Origin of the sequence: Bartonella massiliensis (assembly GCF_902150025.1) — a bacterium.
Classification (GTDB): domain Bacteria; phylum Pseudomonadota; class Alphaproteobacteria; order Rhizobiales; family Rhizobiaceae; genus Bartonella; species Bartonella massiliensis.
Map to the genome: position 1 here is coordinate 51,321 of NZ_CABFVS010000021.1, position 16,414 is coordinate 67,734.

Genomic DNA, 16,414 nt, shown 5'->3' on the forward strand with positions numbered 1-16,414 from the left:
TTTCTCTTAAAAAATTTTTTAGAGCATTTTTTTTGTTAAAAAAAACATTTCTCAATGCTTATCACACCTATTTCACGACGGTGCCTTGTGAATGGTATCATGGTACGTTCCCATGCAATGTATAAAATCTATTGATGTTGATCATCCCCATCTTTACGCTTCATAAAAGAGCAAGTGAGCGCGATAACACACTTTTCCAACTCGTGGGTGTTGTGCGGTTTTAGTACTTAAGATGATTCAATAAGATATTGATTTATAATGATAATATAGCATTATTCATATTGAATGAAACTCTCGAATAACGTAGGATTCTCTCATTTCAAATCTGTTTATCTTGAATCAGTCAAAACCACTCGTTTACATATAACAAGCGGGATAAGTGTGTGGATCAAATTTGTATAAGAAAGGAGTAAAAATGGTCCTGATGAATCGTCTTAATGCAAGGTCTGTTGCAACATTGGGGGCTGGCAAATATAATGATGGTGTTGGCTTGCTTCTTCATAAGCGTAAAAATGGGGGTGCTCAATGGATTTACCGTTATACCCTTCACGGGTGCCGTCGTGAAATGGGCTTGGGTGCTTTAAGAGATGTTTCTTTAAAACAAGCCTGTGAATTGGCAACGGGGTGGCATTCTATTTTACGTGAAGGTTGTGACCCCATTAAAGAACGTGAAAAACAAAAGCGTGAAGCAATAAGCAATCTCCATTATTTAAAAGATATCGCGTTGGATGCTTTTGAAAGCCGTAAAGCAGAATTAAAAGGAGATGGAAAAGATGGTAAATGGTTTTCGCCTTTACAACTTCATAAGAGGCATGTCTTTTTTGTTCAGTTTTGACCATATGCTAGCTCACGCTTGTGATGTGCAAAAAAGTTTTTTATTGTTTGACTATACACAGATTTGAAATGAAGGAATCTTACGGTATTCAAGGTCTTTATTTAAGTTGAAGAATGCTATATTATCATTATAAATCAAAGTGTTTTAGTTTTTAAGGTTATTATTGTGTGTAGAAGTATATCGAGTGATTGATAAATTTTACAAGAAGAGTTCGTGATCTGTATGCGTGCTTTGGTTTTTGAAATTGAAAAACTTTAATTTTTGATGAGGCATTTTTAAGAACGTGGATGAGCTTTTTGATAAATTTCCAACAGATGCTCAGTATCGACATGAGTATAGGTTTGTGTGGTAGAAAGACTCGCGTGTCCAAGAAGTTCTTGAATCGTTCGCAAATCTCCTCCTCGTGATAAAAGATGGGTGGCGAAAGAATGGCGCAGTGTATGGGGGGTGGCTGTTTCTGGTAAACCAAGATTTGCACGTAAGTTGCGTACAGCTTTCTGAATAATAGCAGGTTGGAGGGGGCCACCTCGCGCACCGCGAAATATGGGCTGGTTATCTCTTAAAGGATAGGGGCAACATTTGAGATAATTTTGTACAGCTTCGTAAACAATTTTGATGAGAGGAACAAGGCGTGTTTTGCCTCCTTTTCCTGTTATGAATAAACTTGTTTTTTGGGGATCAGAAAATTGTTCTGGTGTGAGGCTTAAGGCTTCTGATATGCGCATACCACAGCCATAGAGAAGCATGAGGACAGCAGTATTGCGCGCGATAATCCAAGGTTCAGTTTCCAGCTGTTTTTCTTGTTTGACGATGTTGAGTGCTGCATTTATTGCTAAAGGTTTGGGGAGCGACTTTGGATGTTTGGGGCTTCGGATCAGTTGAGCTGCGGGAATATTGACGATTCCTTCGCGCGATAGGTATTTAAAAAAAGAACGGATACCTGCTACCCCACGGCTTAAAGAGCGAGCACTGACATTGTTTGTACGTCGAAACGCAAGATAAGCCCGTAAATCGCTGACGTGTAAATGAGCAAGATCTGTAAAAGTTGGTGCATGACCTAAATGTTGACAGAGAAAAGATAAAAATTGTCGCGTATCACGTTCATAGGCTTGCGCTGTTTGTGCGGACATACGACGTGTTTTTACAAGACACTTTAACCAGTTTTTCCTTGCGGTTAAAACCGCATGGTCTGCTGGAATGAGAGGATTATTTTCATCTTTTCTCTTGTCGTTTTTGATCGGCATTATCTAGTTGAGGGTTTCTTTCTTTTTAGATTTTTCATCGTCAGCATGACCATTCTTGTTTGCCGGTTTTTCTTCATGGTTGATAAGTTGCTTCTCCCCTTTGAGAGAGAGGATTTTTAAAAGATTATGCGTTGACATTAAATGCGCAAAAATTAACCCTAAAAAGCCATTTTTATGAAGTTTGGCAAGCTGGCTTGCTGATAGTTTATTTAATTTTTCTTCGTCAACAACCCAAAAATTTTCCAATTGTGCTGAGAGGCCTTTATCGTTTTTTACATTGATTGATTTTTGGCTGAGAAGGTCCATTTCCACAAGAGCATCAATAAATTCAGAGGTTTTCTCCATAGCGATTTTAAAGCTTTCAAGAAAACGAATACGTTCTTCCATAAAAGGAGAAATCGAGCCATCGGAATTAAAAAGCTCTGTTCCTGCAACTTCATTAAACATCCCAGATTGTTGATCAAAGCAAACAGAAAGCTCTTTTTCATTGCTGATTTGTGCCAAAACAAAAGGATAACGACGAACAAAAGCTGGAACATAGGTATTGGTTTTCCAACTTTTATCAGAAGTAATATAGTCATTTTCATCGTTAGAAAGACCAACAAGAGCAGCCGATGTATAGTGCCGTTTTTTTTGTTCATCTTCAGCGCACATAAACAAAATAGGATAGTCTAGTGCTGCTTGAAAATATTCAGTACTTGCTAAAGGAACCCAGTGCGTATTTTGGGCAAAAGACATATCACTTGGTGGCGCAAATTTTAGATTTTTATGAGAAACTTTGTTGATGGGGGTGATATCTTTGTAAAATAGCATAATATTTGCCATAAGACTTCTCCTTAATATTAATTTGTTTTTGTTACCAAGAAAGGTCTTTTGGGAAGATTGTCTCAATATGGCAACAAGATTAAATAGAAATGATTAAGATTGAGGGTTCACTTTTGAGAGATAATGTTTTTGGATGAAGTATAATAAAGAAAAGCTTAAAAATAAAGTCTATCTTGCCATTATTGGTATGCCTCATGGTATAAAAGGAGATGTTTTTGTTAAAATTTTAGGTGCTGAGCCACAGCGTTTTCAGTTTTATGGGACACTTTATGATGATATGGGGCGTTCTTATGAAATTGTAACTCTTCGTATACAAAAAAATAAGGCGATTATACGTTTTAAAGGGGTCGATAATCGTAATGCTGCTGAGTCTTTAAAAGGGATTCGTCTTTATGTGATGCGTGATCAATTGATTGATGATTTGGATGAGGATGAGTTTTATCAAGTCGATTTAATAGGGTTGCGCGTTCAAGACTGTGGAGGCACAGTTTTGGGTGAAGTGTGTGCTTTTTTTAATTTTGGGGCTGGTGATTTGCTTGAAATACGTTTGAATATGGGAAAAAAGGTGCTTATTCCCTTTAGTAAGGCGGCGGTACCAGAAATTTGTATGAACGCCGGTTTTCTTGTTGTTGATCCCATGGCGGCTGGTTTAAGCAATGGGAAAGAAAATGATGAATGATAGCTTGAATTAAAAAAATAAAAAGCGAAAAATATTAAAAATGCCAATGATTTCAAGCAAGTGTGGTGGTATTTTGATTTCTAAGAGTTGCTTGGATTTTTAAGAAGGGCTTGAAAGTATTGCTTTTGTTTTAAGTGCAAGTATTGAAGAGAGGGGATTGTACTGGGTATGGCGTAGAGAGAATTCTGGATTAACGCCATAGCGTTACATTGATCTGATTTGTGTTATTTTGGCTTATAAAGAGTTGGTTGAATAAAATGAGGATGAAAAAATAAAAATGAAATTTCAGGCGCGCGTTTTAACGCTTTACCCAGAAATGTTTCCAGGTTTTTTAGGGTATTCTTTAGCAGGGCAAGCTTTAGAGCGTGGAATTTGGTCACTGGAGACAGTACAGATTAGAGATTTCGCTTTGGATAAACACCATAGTGTTGATGATACACCCGCTGGTGGGGGGGCTGGTATGGTGATGCGGGCGGATGTATTGGCAGCTGCGCTTGATCATTGTCCACAGGATTCACCAAGATTGTTGATGAGTCCACGTGGGCGCCCTTTTGACCAAGCTTATGCGCGTCGTTTGGCGCATGATTCGGGCATTACATTGGTTTGTGGACGCTTTGAAGGGGTTGATGAGCGAGTTATAGAGGCACGGGAATTAGAAGAAGTCTCTATTGGTGATTATATTCTTTCAGGGGGAGAAACAGCCGCACTGGTTATCTTAGATGCTATTATACGTCTTTTGCCAGGAGTGATGGGAAATAAAGCTTCTGCAAAGTGTGAAAGCTTTGAAAATGGTTTGCTGGAACATCCGCAATATACGCGCCCTTCTCTTTTCGAAGGACGAGAGATTCCGCCCGTATTGCTCTCAGGTCATCACAAAGCGATTGCAGATTGGCGGCAAAGCCAAGCCGAATTGTTAACACGGAAACGTCGTCCGGATCTTTATACGCATTATGATAAAAATCGTCAGAAAACTTGATTCATGGGATAAGGTAGTGTATTGCATGGCTCTCTTTTTTTAATAGAGTTTTTATAAAAGGTTTTCTGTAGTTCCAGAATTAAAATGAAGGAATGGTGTATTCGCTCCTGTGTAAGGCATAGCCTAAAAGAGCTTCTTTTTTTAATACAAGGCTTTTTGGGTAAGAGTTGAGCGCTCTGACTGTTCGATAAAGAACATGAAGGATAAAAGAAATGAATATTATCGCACAGCTTGAAGCTGAACAATGTGCAAAAATTGAAGAAAAGCGCCAATTTCCAGCCTTTCAACCAGGAGATACAGTTCGTGTCATGGTGCGTGTGACGGAAGGAACGCGGACGCGTGTTCAGGCTTATGAAGGGGTGTGTATTGCACGTTCAGGCGGTGGGTTGAATGAAACCTTTACAGTCCGCAAGATTTCTTATGGTGAAGGGGTGGAACGGGTATTTCCTGTTTATTCTCCTTTGATTGAAGCTGTTGAGCTGGTACGTCGTGGTAAAGTGCGTCGGGCAAAACTCTATTATCTGCGTGGTTTGAGAGGTAAAGCTGCGCGTATCGCTGAAAAGAGAGATTATCGAAAAAAAGCTGAAAAAGTTGTTGAGAAAGTAGAAGCAACACCTGTAAGTCCAGATGCTGAAACGCAAGTTGCTGAGTAAAAATTTAAAGGCTAAATTTTATGCAAAAGCGGCTTTTATGCCGCTTATTTGTATCTTTTGTGATTCGTTTTGTCCTTTAAAAGGCTTGGAGGGAGCATGAAAATGTTCAACCTCTCAAAGCTTTTTATCTTTTTTATTCTTACGTAAAGGGGTGAAGTGTAGGATATTATTGCACATATCGTAGAGACTCAAAAGGATTAAGTATAATCTGAAAAAAATTCATGTTTATATTTGAGAAAAGATGTTAGACCTTTGACGTGAAGATAAAAGTGTATTAGATTAAGGCGAGTTTTACGGATTATATCCGTGGAGTAATCGGTTTTTTTATGCGTGACCTTTAATCCGTTATTTGAGACAACCGACCTGTAATATTGGTATTTTGGGATACCAGACAAGTAAAACGAGATAATGTATTTGGTCGTTTTGTGCTGTGGTTGAAAAAACCAGGTCAGGATATTTTATGGCAGAGACAATTAGGATAAAAGAGCGCCCTCGTTCCCCTCATATAAGTATTTATCGTTGGACGATTACTATGGCCATGTCCATTGCGCATCGTGTCACAGGGGTGGGCCTTTATGTTGGAATGGCCTTTCTTGCTGTTTGGTTAACTGCTATTGCATGTGGGGAAGAAACATTTAGAACAGTCCACGGGATTTATGGTTCTTGGTTTGGATTATGTATCCTGTTTCTTTATACTTTGGCAGGCGTTCATCATATGGTGGGTGGACTTCGCCACATTGTTTGGGATACGATGCCTTATCTTTTGGCAAAAGAAAAAGCAACAGTGACTGCTTGGGTGACAGTGTTTATTTCTCTTATTGTTACTTTTGTAATTTGGATTATTGGATATAGCCTTGTTTAGCTGGGGGTGAAAAGAGATATGAAAGAAGACTTTCGAACGGAACTTGCAAAAGCACGGGGGCGTGGGAGTGCTCATGAAGGAACAGAGCATTTTTGGCTACAGCGTTTGACAGGAATTATCAATCTGCCGCTTTTAATTTTTTTTATTATTCTTATTCTTTCGCTTGTGGGCAAGGACTATAGTATTGTGCGTGCGCGGTTTGCACATCCTGTTGTTGCTATTTTGATGGGATTGATGACTCTTTCAGTTCTTTATCATATGAAACTTGGTATGCAGGTCGTTATTGAAGATTATATTCCGCGCGAAGGTTTACGGTTACTCTTTTTGACATTAAATATTTTATTTTGTTTCGTTTTGGGGGGTGTTATCATTTTTTCTCTTTTGAAAATTGCATTAGGGGGTTAAACAAATATGGCGGGTACAAAATCATCTTTGAGCGCTAAAGCAGGTAACGCCCCTTATCGCACTGTAGATCATAAATTTGATGTTGTTGTTGTTGGGGCAGGTGGTGCAGGTTTACGTGCAACGCTGGGTATGGCAGAACAAGGATTAAAAACAGCTTGTATCACGAAGGTTTTTCCAACGCGTTCACATACGGTGGCAGCACAAGGGGGGATTGCTGCATCGCTTTCAAATATGGGACCTGACAATTGGCAGTGGCATTTATATGATACTGTGAAAGGTTCTGATTGGTTGGGGGATACCGATGCAATGGAGTATTTAGTCCGTAATGCTCCTGCTGCTGTGTATGAATTAGAGCATTATGGCGTTCCTTTTTCGCGAACGCAAGAAGGGAAAATTTATCAACGCCCTTTTGGTGGACATACGACACAATTTGGTGAAGGTCCACCTGTTCAACGGACTTGCGCAGCCGCTGATCGTACCGGCCATGCCATTTTGCATACGCTTTATGGACAAAGCTTAAAGCATAATGCACAATTTTTTATTGAATATTTTGCACTTGATCTCATCATGACGGATGGGGTGTGTACGGGGGTTGTGGCATGGAATCTCGATGACGGTACGATACATCGTTTTTCTGCCAAAATGGTTGTTTTAGCAACTGGTGGTTATGGACGTGCTTATTTTTCTGCAACATCAGCGCATACTTGTACAGGTGATGGGGGTGGAATGATCGCACGGGCTGGATTGCCACTCCAAGATATGGAATTTGTGCAATTCCATCCGACAGGGATTTATGGTTCTGGTTGTCTTATTACAGAGGGAGCTCGGGGTGAAGGGGGCTATTTAATTAATTCTGAAGGTGAACGCTTTATGGAGCGTTATGCACCTTCCTTTAAGGATTTGGCTTCACGCGATTTGGTTTCGCGTTGTATCACGCTTGAAATTCGTGAAGGGCGTGGCGTTGGACCTAAGAAGGATCATATTCATTTGGTTCTCAATCATATTGATCCTGCAATTTTGCATGAACGCTTACCGGGGATTTCCGAATCCGCTCGGATTTTTGCAGGGGTGGATGTAACAAAAGAACCGATCCCTATTCTGCCAACGGTTCATTATAATATGGGTGGAGTTCCGACCAACTATTACGGGGAAGTTCTCAATCCAACAGCTGATTCGCCTGATCGTATTCAACCGGGTTTAATGGCAGTGGGTGAAGCGGGATGCGCTTCTGTTCATGGTGCTAACCGCTTGGGATCAAATTCATTGATTGATCTTGTGGTGTTTGGGCGTGCTGCTGCCATTCGTGCGGGTGAAGTTATTGATCGGAATGCAGAAATTCCACCTTTGAATGAAGAAGCTGTTGACAAAATTATGGCGCGTTTTGATCGTTTACGTTTTGCACAAGGGGCAATACCAACAGCTGTGTTGCGTGAAAAAATGCAACGTACGATGCAAGAAGATGCAGCTGTTTTCCGTACGGAAGATTCTTTGCAACAGGGGTGTCAACGAATGAATAAAATCTGGGGGGAATTGTCTGATCTTAAAGTTACGGATCGCTCCTTGATATGGAACTCTGATTTGGTGGAAACATTAGAGCTTGAAAATCTCATGGCGAATGCAATCATGACTGTTCATTCTGCGACAGCACGTTTAGAAAGCCGTGGTGCTCACGCTCGTGAAGATTATCCGGAGCGTGATGATAAAAATTGGCGAAAACATACACTTTCACATTTGTCCAAAGAGGGTAAGGTGACTTTGTCCTATCGGCCTGTTCATGTGGACCCATTAACGTCTGAAGCTGATGGTGGGATCGATTTAAAGCGTATTGCACCTAAAAAACGGGTTTATTAAGGGGAGAATGAAATATGGTACAAATTAAGCTTCCCAAAAATTCACAAGTAAAACCGGGCAAGGTTTGGCCTAAACCCGAAGGTGCGACAAAACTGACAGAATTTCACGTTTATCGTTGGTCGCCTGATGATGAAGAAAATCCTCGTCTGGATACCTATTACGTCGATCGTTCTGCTTGTGGTCCGATGATCCTTGATGGGCTTTTGTTTATTAAAAACCATATTGATCCAACTTTGACGCTTCGTCGATCTTGTCGTGAAGGCATCTGTGGTTCCTGTGCGATGAATATTGATGGAAGCAATACATTGGCTTGTACCAAAGGGATGGATGATGTCAAACACCCTATCAAGGTCTATCCTTTGCCTTCCATGCCGGTTGTTAAAGATTTGGTCCCTGACTTAAAAGGCTTTTATGCGCAACACCGAGTCATTGAGCCTTGGTTACAAACAGTGTCTCCTGAACCAGCTAAAGAATGGTTACAAAGTCATTCCGATCGTCAAAAAATTGATGGTCTTTATGAATGTATTTTGTGTGCCTGTTGTCAGACATCATGTCCAAGTTATTGGTGGAACGGTGATCGTTATTTAGGTCCCGCTGTTTTGCTTCAAGCGTATCGCTGGATTGCGGATTCACGTGATGAAATGTGCGGTGAACGTCTTGATAATTTAGAAGATCCCTTCCGTCTTTATCGTTGCCATACGATTATGAATTGTGCGCAGACTTGTCCAAAGGGATTAAATCCAGCAAAAGCAATTGCTGAAATTAAAAAGCTCATGGTTGAACGTCGTCTTTAAAAGTTAATCGGTTAATAAGGGTAAAGGAGGGAGAGTGTAGGATTCTTTCTTAACCTTTTCCTCAAAATAGACAGCCTTTATGAATGTATTTTGTGTACCTGTTGTCAGACATCATGTCCGCGTTATTGGTGGAACGGTGATCGCACTTTAGGTCCCGCTGTTTTGCTTCAAGCGTATCGCTGGATTGCGGATTCACGTGATGAAATGTGCGGTGAACGTCTTGATCATTTGAGAGGACCCTTTCCGTTTTTAAGCAATTTACTGATTAATAAAAGTAAAATGAAAAAACAAAAAATCGTCAATAGCTTTTGGGATTTAGTCTTTCAAGGTGCCATTGGCTTCTTATAAGTGTGGAAGGAATTCTCATCATCCTAAAAATGAAGTCATCATCTTAAAAATTAAATTATTTTTTTTAGAAGCAATCTTTGCAATGGTTGCGATTAAGAAAATTTACGTTTGAGTATTATCTCTAAAAATCCACCGATTTATGAACAGTGAAGTGAAAGACAAGTTGTGCGTATTTTTTATGTCCTTAGGGGCTTATCTCTAAAAGTTTACGGGTTTTTATGAGTTGGTCACCATCGTTATTCTTACCTTTAAAAAATGCCTTAGTCTTTTGGATAAAATAAATACTTAAGCGTTTTATGTAAAAACAATAAAGCCAATATGCTATATATTCTTATCAAAATTCATATTTTAATGCATAATTTAATTGATTATTTTTTATCAAATATCTTACTATTCTATCAATAGAGCTCAAAAAATAAAGATGATATAAATGTTATAGTGCATGTAAATTTTCAAATAAAATATAAAGAAGCGATTATTATGATAGTTCGTAATTTTCTATGTTCCTTATCATATCTATAACACTTTGATTTATAATGATAAATTATCATTTTCAACTTGAGTTATAATTCCGAATATAGTAAGATTTTCTCATCACAAACCCTTTCAGATTGAAGCAATTAACATCACTTGCTTGTACGTCAAAAGCGGGGCTGGTGTGGGTAAAAACTGTATAATAAAATGGCTTTTCATGAATCACCTTACAAGCCCAAGGGTTGGTCTGCAACATTTGAGAGTTGGCAAATAGTGTGATGGTGCTAGCTTACTTCTTCATAAACATAAAGATAGCAGTGCTTTATAGATTTTATATTATTTCCATGGAGACTTTATCATTATACCATTCATGGTTGTCGTCGCGAAATGGGATTAGGAGTGTTGAGAAACATTTCTTTAAAATAAGTCCAGTGAATGTGCAACTGGGTGACATTTCACTTTACATGATGGTCGTGACCCCATTATGACACGCAATAAATAAAAGCGTGAGGCAATGCGTAATCTTCATTATTTAAAAAACATTGCTTTAGACGCTTTTGAAAGTCGTAAAGCCGAACTAAAGAATGAGGCTAAAAATGGGTGTTGATTTTCACCTTTAAAATTCTATATTCTTCCTAAATTAAGTTGTCTGCCTGTTTCAGAGATTCCACAAACTAAAAATATGCAATATTTTTGCCTCCATTTGGCATACAAAAGCAGCAACAGATGATAGAGCTCTTATTCGTCTCAATATGTGTCTCAAGCATGCGGTTTCTTTAGAGTTGGATGTTGATTTATAAACAATAGAGAAAGCACGTGCGCTCTTAGGAAAACAATGCTATAAAACCACTAGTAGACCCAAAATGAATTGGAAGATGTCTCTGCCTTTTATCAAACACTTTGCTAAACAAAAACTCTAACACAACTGGCTTTGCGCTTGCTTATTTTTACAGGGGGCCTACTTTTCCTTTGCGTTATATGCGTGAAGATCAGATTTATGGGGATATATGGACAATCCCTGGTTTGAGAATATAAAAGGAAGGTGTGATGCTACAGTAGAATTTCGTGTCTCCTTATCATATCGATAATACTTTTGATATTCAGTGATTGGAATTTTTTGATAACAGTATCACGTATGTTTAAAGGATATATTTTGCTTTAAGGTTTTGATTGTTAATCGCATTAAAAAATTTATAATTCTCAAAATTGGAGAGCATAAAAGCATCTTCTATTATCGTGATAGATCATACAATTAGGGGGTCATCGTTTAATAAGGGGGGCAGCTTGAAATTGATTATAACTTCGTAGATTTTAATTTGTTAGAGAGCCCATAAAAGACTTTTGATAAAATATTAAATTTATAAGTTTTTCTAAAAATTTAGAAAACAGTTGTCCAAATTTTAGGCACATGTATTGTGAATATGCAATAAGCAATGTTTGTAGATTGGTTTGAGTCAAAAGAAGTCAATCATCAAAAAAGAGTGTTTTATTTTGATGAAATTTGTAGAGGCTAATTTTATATATTTTTATGTTACTAAATTTCAGTTGCATATATTCTTAAATAAATTTGTTCTAAACCGTATAAAGTGTTTTTTTTGTTTTTCGGTATAAGAGATATTTTTTAATATAAAAGAAATCTTGCCAAGTGTTAATGGTACAATCAGTCATTGTTGGGTGTTTATTCTGTTGAGCCCTAAAACATTATCATTTGAGACGGGATGATAAAGTGTTTAGAAGAGGAAACCTGCTAGGCAAGAAGATGGATTGTTTACAGTTTAGCGCGAGTTAAAAAGCTTCATTCTTTCGGGTAGTGATCTGTGGAGTCTACTTTAAGAAGGGAGATTGTAAATTTGCACTTGTAGGATTTTTTCTCTTTGAGCTATAGAGAAGAGAGTAGGACTTCCATAGTAAAGCTTGCCTTGTGTTATTTATATGACATTGTTTTTAGGGGGATATGGCTCCATGTGATATGGTTAGCAAGGCTTTCTTTAAGAAAAATTTAATGGTTTACAAACAGGGGGTGAGCCCCCCCTTTTTTATCCAAAGAAAAAGTTGATAGACCACTATATTTTTTTATGACCAAATAGAATGTGATTTATGGTTGCTCAAACAGAATAAATTTGTGTGAGATTTTTTGTATCTAAAGATTGTTTAGGTCAAAAACATATTTACTGATCATTTAAAATAAGCTTTTTTCTTGATGACGATAATTATTGGTAATGATCGTTATCTGTGTCATAAAGCTCTTATTGATGGGTAAATCAAAATTTATCCTTTTCTTTTTGTTAAAATATTTATTTTGTATCTATTTTCTTTTTTGCATCAAATTTACATTTTCAAAAAATAAATGGAAATAATGATCAAAGATAAGAGAATAGAGCTCTATATGTGATTTGCTTTTTTCTTGTGTTCATGAAGAGTATAGAAAATGCATTTGAGTCGTAAAGAGAAGAGGGGGATGCACAATAAAAAGCCGTAACAATGGTTACGGCTTTTTTTATTTGTGTACTATTATCAAAAGAGCAAGCCTTTTTAAGCGATTTTTGATTTAGCAAAAATCGGATCGTAAAAAACTTCGGAAAGTTTTCTATCTTTGAAGAACAATACGACATCAACTGTCGTGTAAAGAACGATCTTTATCATTTCTATCTCAAGTTGGCGGCCAACTTCTGATCTTTTAATCAAGGTAGCACATCGTTCAAATGTTTGCAAAGCACTGTTGGCATGCGTTGTTGTAATCGATCCAGGATGACCTGTATTGAGTGAATTGAGATATTCCCATGCTTCATTGCCTCGTAATTCAGCAAGAAAAATTCGGTCAGGCGATTGACGCATACATGCATCTAAGCATTCTTCAGCTGAAACACGGCCTACATTATTACCATAAATCATATGGACATGGTTAGGATGATTGGGGAGAAAAAGTTCATGAACATCTTCAATCGTAATAATACGCTCTTCTACAGAGACCTTTTCAATGAGTGAGCGGGCAAATGTTGTTTTACCAGATCCTGTTTTGCCTGCAATGATAATATTGCGCTTGTGAAGGACGCATTCTTCCAAAAATTCAAGAATTTTTCTTTCACGTTTACGTTGCAGAAGCTGAATTTCAAATGGTTCTAACCGTGTGAAGTCTTGCTTTAATAACAAGTCATTGGCTTCTGTTTCCGAAGGTTTATTAAAACTCACATCGGAAAAAGAATCAAAAGCCCCTTCTTCTTTAAGTTCTTCTAACGTTTTAACGATAAGAGAATGTTTACGAATGACAAAAGACAGAGCACCATCAACGACAGCTGGCGTTTGTATAATGGTACCACGTTGTCCACCAGGCAAGAGTACATAATTAATACTTTTAGGAGCCATACCGTTATAAACGATAACCGCTGTAATAAGCGTTTGTAAAAAAGCGCTTGTTAATTCTGGTACGCTGTGAACCTGCCACCCATTAAAGCTTTTCGTCCATACCTCACAGGGGCGGCAGATCGATAATTCAGTGATCTTCGGATCTTCTAAGAAACGATCAAGCGGTTGCAGAAGTTGAGAAACAGCTTGATCTTTTTGTATCGGATTAACGTGTGACGAGACTGTAGACATTGCTGAAATCCAAATCACGAGCCACAAAAATATTCACTCGTTCACCTTGGTTTTTGTAAAGAGTTGGTGTGATATTGATGGAACTTTGAAGAACATCATTCACGATCGATTCAGCGTGCTGGGGACCTTGAGATTGTGACCTCTCTGGCTTCTCTTTATTTTCTGTGCTGCTACCGTTAATTTTGCCTCTTACCCATTCTCCTAAATCACCAATAATGCTCACCATGATGGCACCACCAAATCGCTCCCAGAAATGCCTATCAACCCAACCACCAATACCGGCTTCACCAAGAGGGCCAGTACCAGGTGAGTCAAGATTGACAATAACTCCAGAAGGGGTTTCAATACGTGACCATTGCACAAACACACGTGTTTGTCCTTGCTGTATGCCACTTTGGTAAAAACCAACGACTTTAGAGCCACGATCGAGCAAAACAACACGACCACTTGTGGAATACACATCACGTGTTAAATGACATGTCGTCATTCCAGGTTGTGATGTGATGATCTTTGTTTCCAACGTGCAGTCTATTTGCGTTCCCTGTGTAATCAAGAGGTCACGATTATGAAGTTGAACCGCATGTGATTGACCTAAACGTACAGGCTGAAGATTATCAAATAATACACCACTGTTGCTATCATCATTCGCTGTATTTTTTGTCTCTGTAGATCCTTCACTTCCACCGCTGTTAAGACTAGAACTGAGCATGCGTTTGCGTGCTAATTCTTCAGAATCTTTGAGCAAATGTGGAGGAATAGTTGTTTGAAGAAGCTTACTTAAGGCCGGTGGAATATCCAAAGCTGAGTCTTCTGTTTGTGTTGGTTTTTCTAGTTCTTCTTTTGGTTCTTCTATAGCGCGGGGGATATAACTTGGTATAATTTGCTGGACCGCTTGTTGAGGCTTTTCTTCCTCTACTTCCACGGTATTGCGCATTTTTAAAGCCTTCCAAGTCAAAGCAATTGGTACCGCTATGATGACAATAAGTCCTACCATTAACAATGCACGGGCACCGGGAATTGTTGGGCGGCGTTCTGACCCTAGTTCTGAGCTTCCATAGGCACCTTCAACATGTCTTTGCTCTGCATTGTCCAGTTTTCTACCTTTTTCCTCTCCTTTCCCATTATCAAACATCATTTTCCTCCTTTATTGACGCGATGAACCACCGAAGATATTGTTCCAGTTGTATTGGGTATGCCATGGGGGTCATAGGCTTCATTAAACACAGCTAAAGCACGTTTACCAAGTCGTATAAGCCATTTAGGATTAACCTTATGAACAGCAATAATATCATTCGAACCGCCGATGATAGTGCGTGGTATTAAGCTTTCATTTCCTTCGGCATCAACAACATAAATCGATGGCATATCCATGTTAGCGGGAAACTTGAAATAAGTAATACGCCCATTGTCCCAAGCATTTATAGGAGCAATATCTTGGTTTCCGCTCATGGTATAACTGAGGTTATAACCCTTTACGCTTTGGTGAAAGCCACGTTCAATTGCAAGGCGTTGGCTGTTTGCTTCTGACTTCTCATCGTGTGAATCGGGATAATGAAAAGCCAATTCATAAGTTGCTCCTGCACGGTCATTTCGAAATTGGAGTCGGAATTTATAGCTTCTCTTGTCGGTTACAACGATGAGATTGGTGTTGGCAAGTTCTGCTTTGGGTTTAATAAAAATATGTCGTCCTTTATGGGCAAAGGCATAGGCTTCTGAATCACCAAAAGCATGTGTAATATAGTGTTCACCTTCCTCAAGAATGATATGTGTTGCCACACCAAGAACCGTTTCAATTTGAACCACATCAGCTTCGTTATATGTTATATAGCGAATGCGGTGATCATACTGTGAATTTGATGGACTTTTGAGCGCCTGTACAGGCACTGTATAAAGAGAAGAGAACGAAGATAATAGAGCAATGAATGCAAGTTTTTTCATAACAACCAATTCCTTAATCATTCAACAGTATTTCCGAGTCAGAACGGTAACTTGTCACTTGAAAACCAAGAGGGTTAAGCAATCGATCAGATGATTTCATGGGGGCACCAACATAGGTATAGCCAATTGTTGCAATTTGGTGTTGTTTTGGTCCAGTAGCAGCTCCGCTGCTGTCAAATTGTTGCGTCGTAAAACGTACAGTTGCTTGACCCAGTCCATTCGGCTGAATCGATCTCACTTTAACTGTGATACGTGCTTTGTTGGAAAGTACTTTATCTCGCGCCTTTTCTCCTTCATAAATTTTATAATATTCTTGTTGAACAGCTGCTGCGCTTAAAAGTGCTGTTGTATCATAGTTCAGTTGAATGGTATCATAGTCGTAAGTTTCTCGGTTAAGTACATATTGATTGAGCCAATATCTGTCTACCACCTCGCCATAGCTGGTTTCATGTTCGCGCATGATCGAAATAACATCAACTGCACCTGTTGTATTATCAACGCGTAGCACTAAAGGTGTTGGAGCTGGTTGAGAAAACCCAACGACTCCACATACCATACCGAATAAGCCAAAAAGACCAACAGCACTCGCGACACGCCAAGCCGTTCTACGCGACTTTACAAATTCGTTGATGAGATCACGCTCTAAGCCGCGGCTTTCTTCATAATAACTGTTAAGTTGTTCAGCTTTTATTGGTTTAATTTGTTTTTCTTTCATATAGCTCCTCGCTGAATTTCGGCAGGGATTGTTTTATTGACCGGTATACGGTTTCTATCATTTGGTTGCTTTAGCTTTGGTGCTAACGCACAAGCTGATAAAAGGTTAATAGTCAAAATCATAAAAACAATCAATTTCATTTTAACACTCCTCTATTTTTTTACAATAAATAAATTATATTATTTCTAATCATTATTATAATTTTAATTATAAAGTAAAGC

General features: G+C 38.6%; 14 protein-coding genes and 3 pseudogenes. 10 read left to right on the forward strand and 7 right to left on the reverse strand.

Features of this window, described 5'->3' with window-relative positions:
* Positions 1-415: 415 nt before the first annotated feature.
* Positions 416-805: pseudogene (locus tag FNZ60_RS05590) on the forward strand (Arm DNA-binding domain-containing protein); the annotation flags it as partial.
* A gap of 305 nt (positions 806-1,110) precedes the next feature.
* Here FNZ60_RS05590 and FNZ60_RS05595 read toward each other — a convergent pair.
* Together FNZ60_RS05595 and FNZ60_RS05600 are read right to left on the reverse strand one after the other, a co-directional pair.
* Complete coding sequence (locus FNZ60_RS05595; protein ID WP_142416681.1) at positions 1,111-2,079, reverse strand: tyrosine recombinase XerC; 969 nt, start codon at positions 2,077-2,079, stop codon at positions 1,111-1,113.
* Positions 2,080-2,082: 3 nt separating this feature from the next.
* Entirely contained in the window at positions 2,083-2,904 is an 822-nt protein-coding gene (locus FNZ60_RS05600; RefSeq protein WP_142416682.1) for a SapC family protein, read from the reverse strand.
* Positions 2,905-3,037: 133 nt separating this feature from the next.
* Here FNZ60_RS05600 and rimM point away from each other — a divergent pair, with 133 nt between their 5' ends.
* From rimM to FNZ60_RS10140, 9 genes and pseudogenes are all read left to right on the forward strand, one after another.
* Positions 3,038-3,583: a ribosome maturation factor RimM gene (gene rimM, locus FNZ60_RS05605; protein ID WP_142416683.1), complete on the forward strand. Its 546-nt coding sequence runs from the start codon at positions 3,038-3,040 to the stop codon at positions 3,581-3,583.
* Between the two features lie 277 nt (positions 3,584-3,860).
* The gene (trmD, locus tag FNZ60_RS05610; RefSeq protein WP_142416684.1) at positions 3,861-4,559 is read left to right on the forward strand and encodes a tRNA (guanosine(37)-N1)-methyltransferase TrmD; all 699 of its coding nucleotides are present in this window, start codon (positions 3,861-3,863) and stop codon (positions 4,557-4,559) included.
* Between the two features lie 212 nt (positions 4,560-4,771).
* Positions 4,772-5,212, forward strand: coding sequence for a 50S ribosomal protein L19 (gene rplS, locus FNZ60_RS05615; protein ID WP_142416685.1), 441 nt, complete (start codon positions 4,772-4,774; stop codon positions 5,210-5,212).
* 460 nt (positions 5,213-5,672) lie between these two features.
* Positions 5,673-6,074: a succinate dehydrogenase, cytochrome b556 subunit gene (gene sdhC / locus FNZ60_RS05620; protein ID WP_142416686.1), complete on the forward strand. Its 402-nt coding sequence runs from the start codon at positions 5,673-5,675 to the stop codon at positions 6,072-6,074.
* A gap of 18 nt (positions 6,075-6,092) precedes the next feature.
* On the forward strand, positions 6,093-6,479 hold the full coding sequence (gene sdhD, locus FNZ60_RS05625; RefSeq protein ID WP_142416687.1) for a succinate dehydrogenase, hydrophobic membrane anchor protein: 387 nt from the start codon (positions 6,093-6,095) through the stop codon (positions 6,477-6,479).
* Between the two features lie 6 nt (positions 6,480-6,485).
* Positions 6,486-8,330, forward strand: a complete 1,845-nt coding sequence (gene sdhA / locus FNZ60_RS05630; RefSeq protein ID WP_142416688.1) for a succinate dehydrogenase flavoprotein subunit — start codon at positions 6,486-6,488, stop codon at positions 8,328-8,330.
* Positions 8,331-8,344: 14 nt separating this feature from the next.
* Complete coding sequence (locus tag FNZ60_RS05635) at positions 8,345-9,124, forward strand: succinate dehydrogenase iron-sulfur subunit (RefSeq protein ID WP_142416689.1); 780 nt, start codon at positions 8,345-8,347, stop codon at positions 9,122-9,124.
* Between the two features lie 63 nt (positions 9,125-9,187).
* Positions 9,188-9,367 (forward strand): annotated as a pseudogene (locus tag FNZ60_RS05640) (4Fe-4S dicluster domain-containing protein); the annotation flags it as partial.
* Positions 9,368-10,223: 856 nt separating this feature from the next.
* Positions 10,224-11,025: pseudogene (locus FNZ60_RS10140) on the forward strand (integrase); the annotation flags it as partial.
* Positions 11,026-12,478: 1,453 nt separating this feature from the next.
* Here the strand turns inward: FNZ60_RS10140 and virB11 are convergent.
* The 5 genes from virB11 to FNZ60_RS05680 are packed head-to-tail and all read right to left on the reverse strand — an operon-like array spanning position 12,479 to position 16,333.
* On the reverse strand, positions 12,479-13,540 hold the full coding sequence (gene virB11 / locus FNZ60_RS05660; RefSeq protein WP_142416690.1) for a P-type DNA transfer ATPase VirB11: 1,062 nt from the start codon (positions 13,538-13,540) through the stop codon (positions 12,479-12,481).
* Positions 13,515-14,672 (reverse strand): type IV secretion system protein VirB10, encoded by a 1,158-nt coding sequence (gene virB10, locus FNZ60_RS05665; RefSeq protein ID WP_142416695.1) that lies wholly within the window; start codon positions 14,670-14,672, stop codon positions 13,515-13,517. Before virB10 ends, virB11 begins: the two co-directional genes overlap by 26 nt.
* Positions 14,672-15,478 carry a P-type conjugative transfer protein VirB9 gene (virB9, locus tag FNZ60_RS05670; RefSeq protein WP_142416691.1) on the reverse strand — a complete coding sequence of 269 codons (807 nt, stop codon included), beginning with the start codon at positions 15,476-15,478 and terminating at the stop codon, positions 14,672-14,674. Before virB9 ends, virB10 begins: the two co-directional genes overlap by 1 nt.
* A gap of 13 nt (positions 15,479-15,491) precedes the next feature.
* Entirely contained in the window at positions 15,492-16,193 is a 702-nt protein-coding gene (locus FNZ60_RS05675; protein WP_142416692.1) for a VirB8 family type IV secretion system protein, read from the reverse strand.
* Complete coding sequence (locus tag FNZ60_RS05680; RefSeq protein WP_142416693.1) at positions 16,190-16,333, reverse strand: TrwH protein; 144 nt, start codon at positions 16,331-16,333, stop codon at positions 16,190-16,192. The genes FNZ60_RS05675 and FNZ60_RS05680 overlap by 4 nt, the downstream gene beginning before the upstream one ends.
* Positions 16,334-16,414 lie beyond the last annotated feature (81 nt).

Bases quoted from the DNA above. Each gene is read 5' to 3' on its own strand.
- virB11 (WP_142416690.1), bottom strand. From the start codon at position 13,540: ATGTCTACAGTCTCGTCACACGTTAATCCGATACAAAAAGATCAAGCT.
- sdhA (WP_142416688.1), top strand. From the start codon at position 6,486: ATGGCGGGTACAAAATCATCTTTGAGCGCTAAAGCAGGTAACGCCCCT.
- FNZ60_RS05680 (WP_142416693.1), bottom strand. From the start codon at position 16,333: ATGAAATTGATTGTTTTTATGATTTTGACTATTAACCTTTTATCAGCT.
- rimM (WP_142416683.1), top strand. From the start codon at position 3,038: ATGAAGTATAATAAAGAAAAGCTTAAAAATAAAGTCTATCTTGCCATT.
- virB10 (WP_142416695.1), bottom strand. From the start codon at position 14,672: ATGTTTGATAATGGGAAAGGAGAGGAAAAAGGTAGAAAACTGGACAAT.
- sdhC (WP_142416686.1), top strand. From the start codon at position 5,673: ATGGCAGAGACAATTAGGATAAAAGAGCGCCCTCGTTCCCCTCATATA.
- virB9 (WP_142416691.1), bottom strand. From the start codon at position 15,478: ATGAAAAAACTTGCATTCATTGCTCTATTATCTTCGTTCTCTTCTCTT.
- FNZ60_RS05600 (WP_142416682.1), bottom strand. From the start codon at position 2,904: ATGGCAAATATTATGCTATTTTACAAAGATATCACCCCCATCAACAAA.
- rplS (WP_142416685.1), top strand. From the start codon at position 4,772: ATGAATATTATCGCACAGCTTGAAGCTGAACAATGTGCAAAAATTGAA.
- trmD (WP_142416684.1), top strand. From the start codon at position 3,861: ATGAAATTTCAGGCGCGCGTTTTAACGCTTTACCCAGAAATGTTTCCA.
- FNZ60_RS05635 (WP_142416689.1), top strand. From the start codon at position 8,345: ATGGTACAAATTAAGCTTCCCAAAAATTCACAAGTAAAACCGGGCAAG.
- FNZ60_RS05595 (WP_142416681.1), bottom strand. From the start codon at position 2,079: ATGCCGATCAAAAACGACAAGAGAAAAGATGAAAATAATCCTCTCATT.
- FNZ60_RS05675 (WP_142416692.1), bottom strand. From the start codon at position 16,193: ATGAAAGAAAAACAAATTAAACCAATAAAAGCTGAACAACTTAACAGT.
- sdhD (WP_142416687.1), top strand. From the start codon at position 6,093: ATGAAAGAAGACTTTCGAACGGAACTTGCAAAAGCACGGGGGCGTGGG.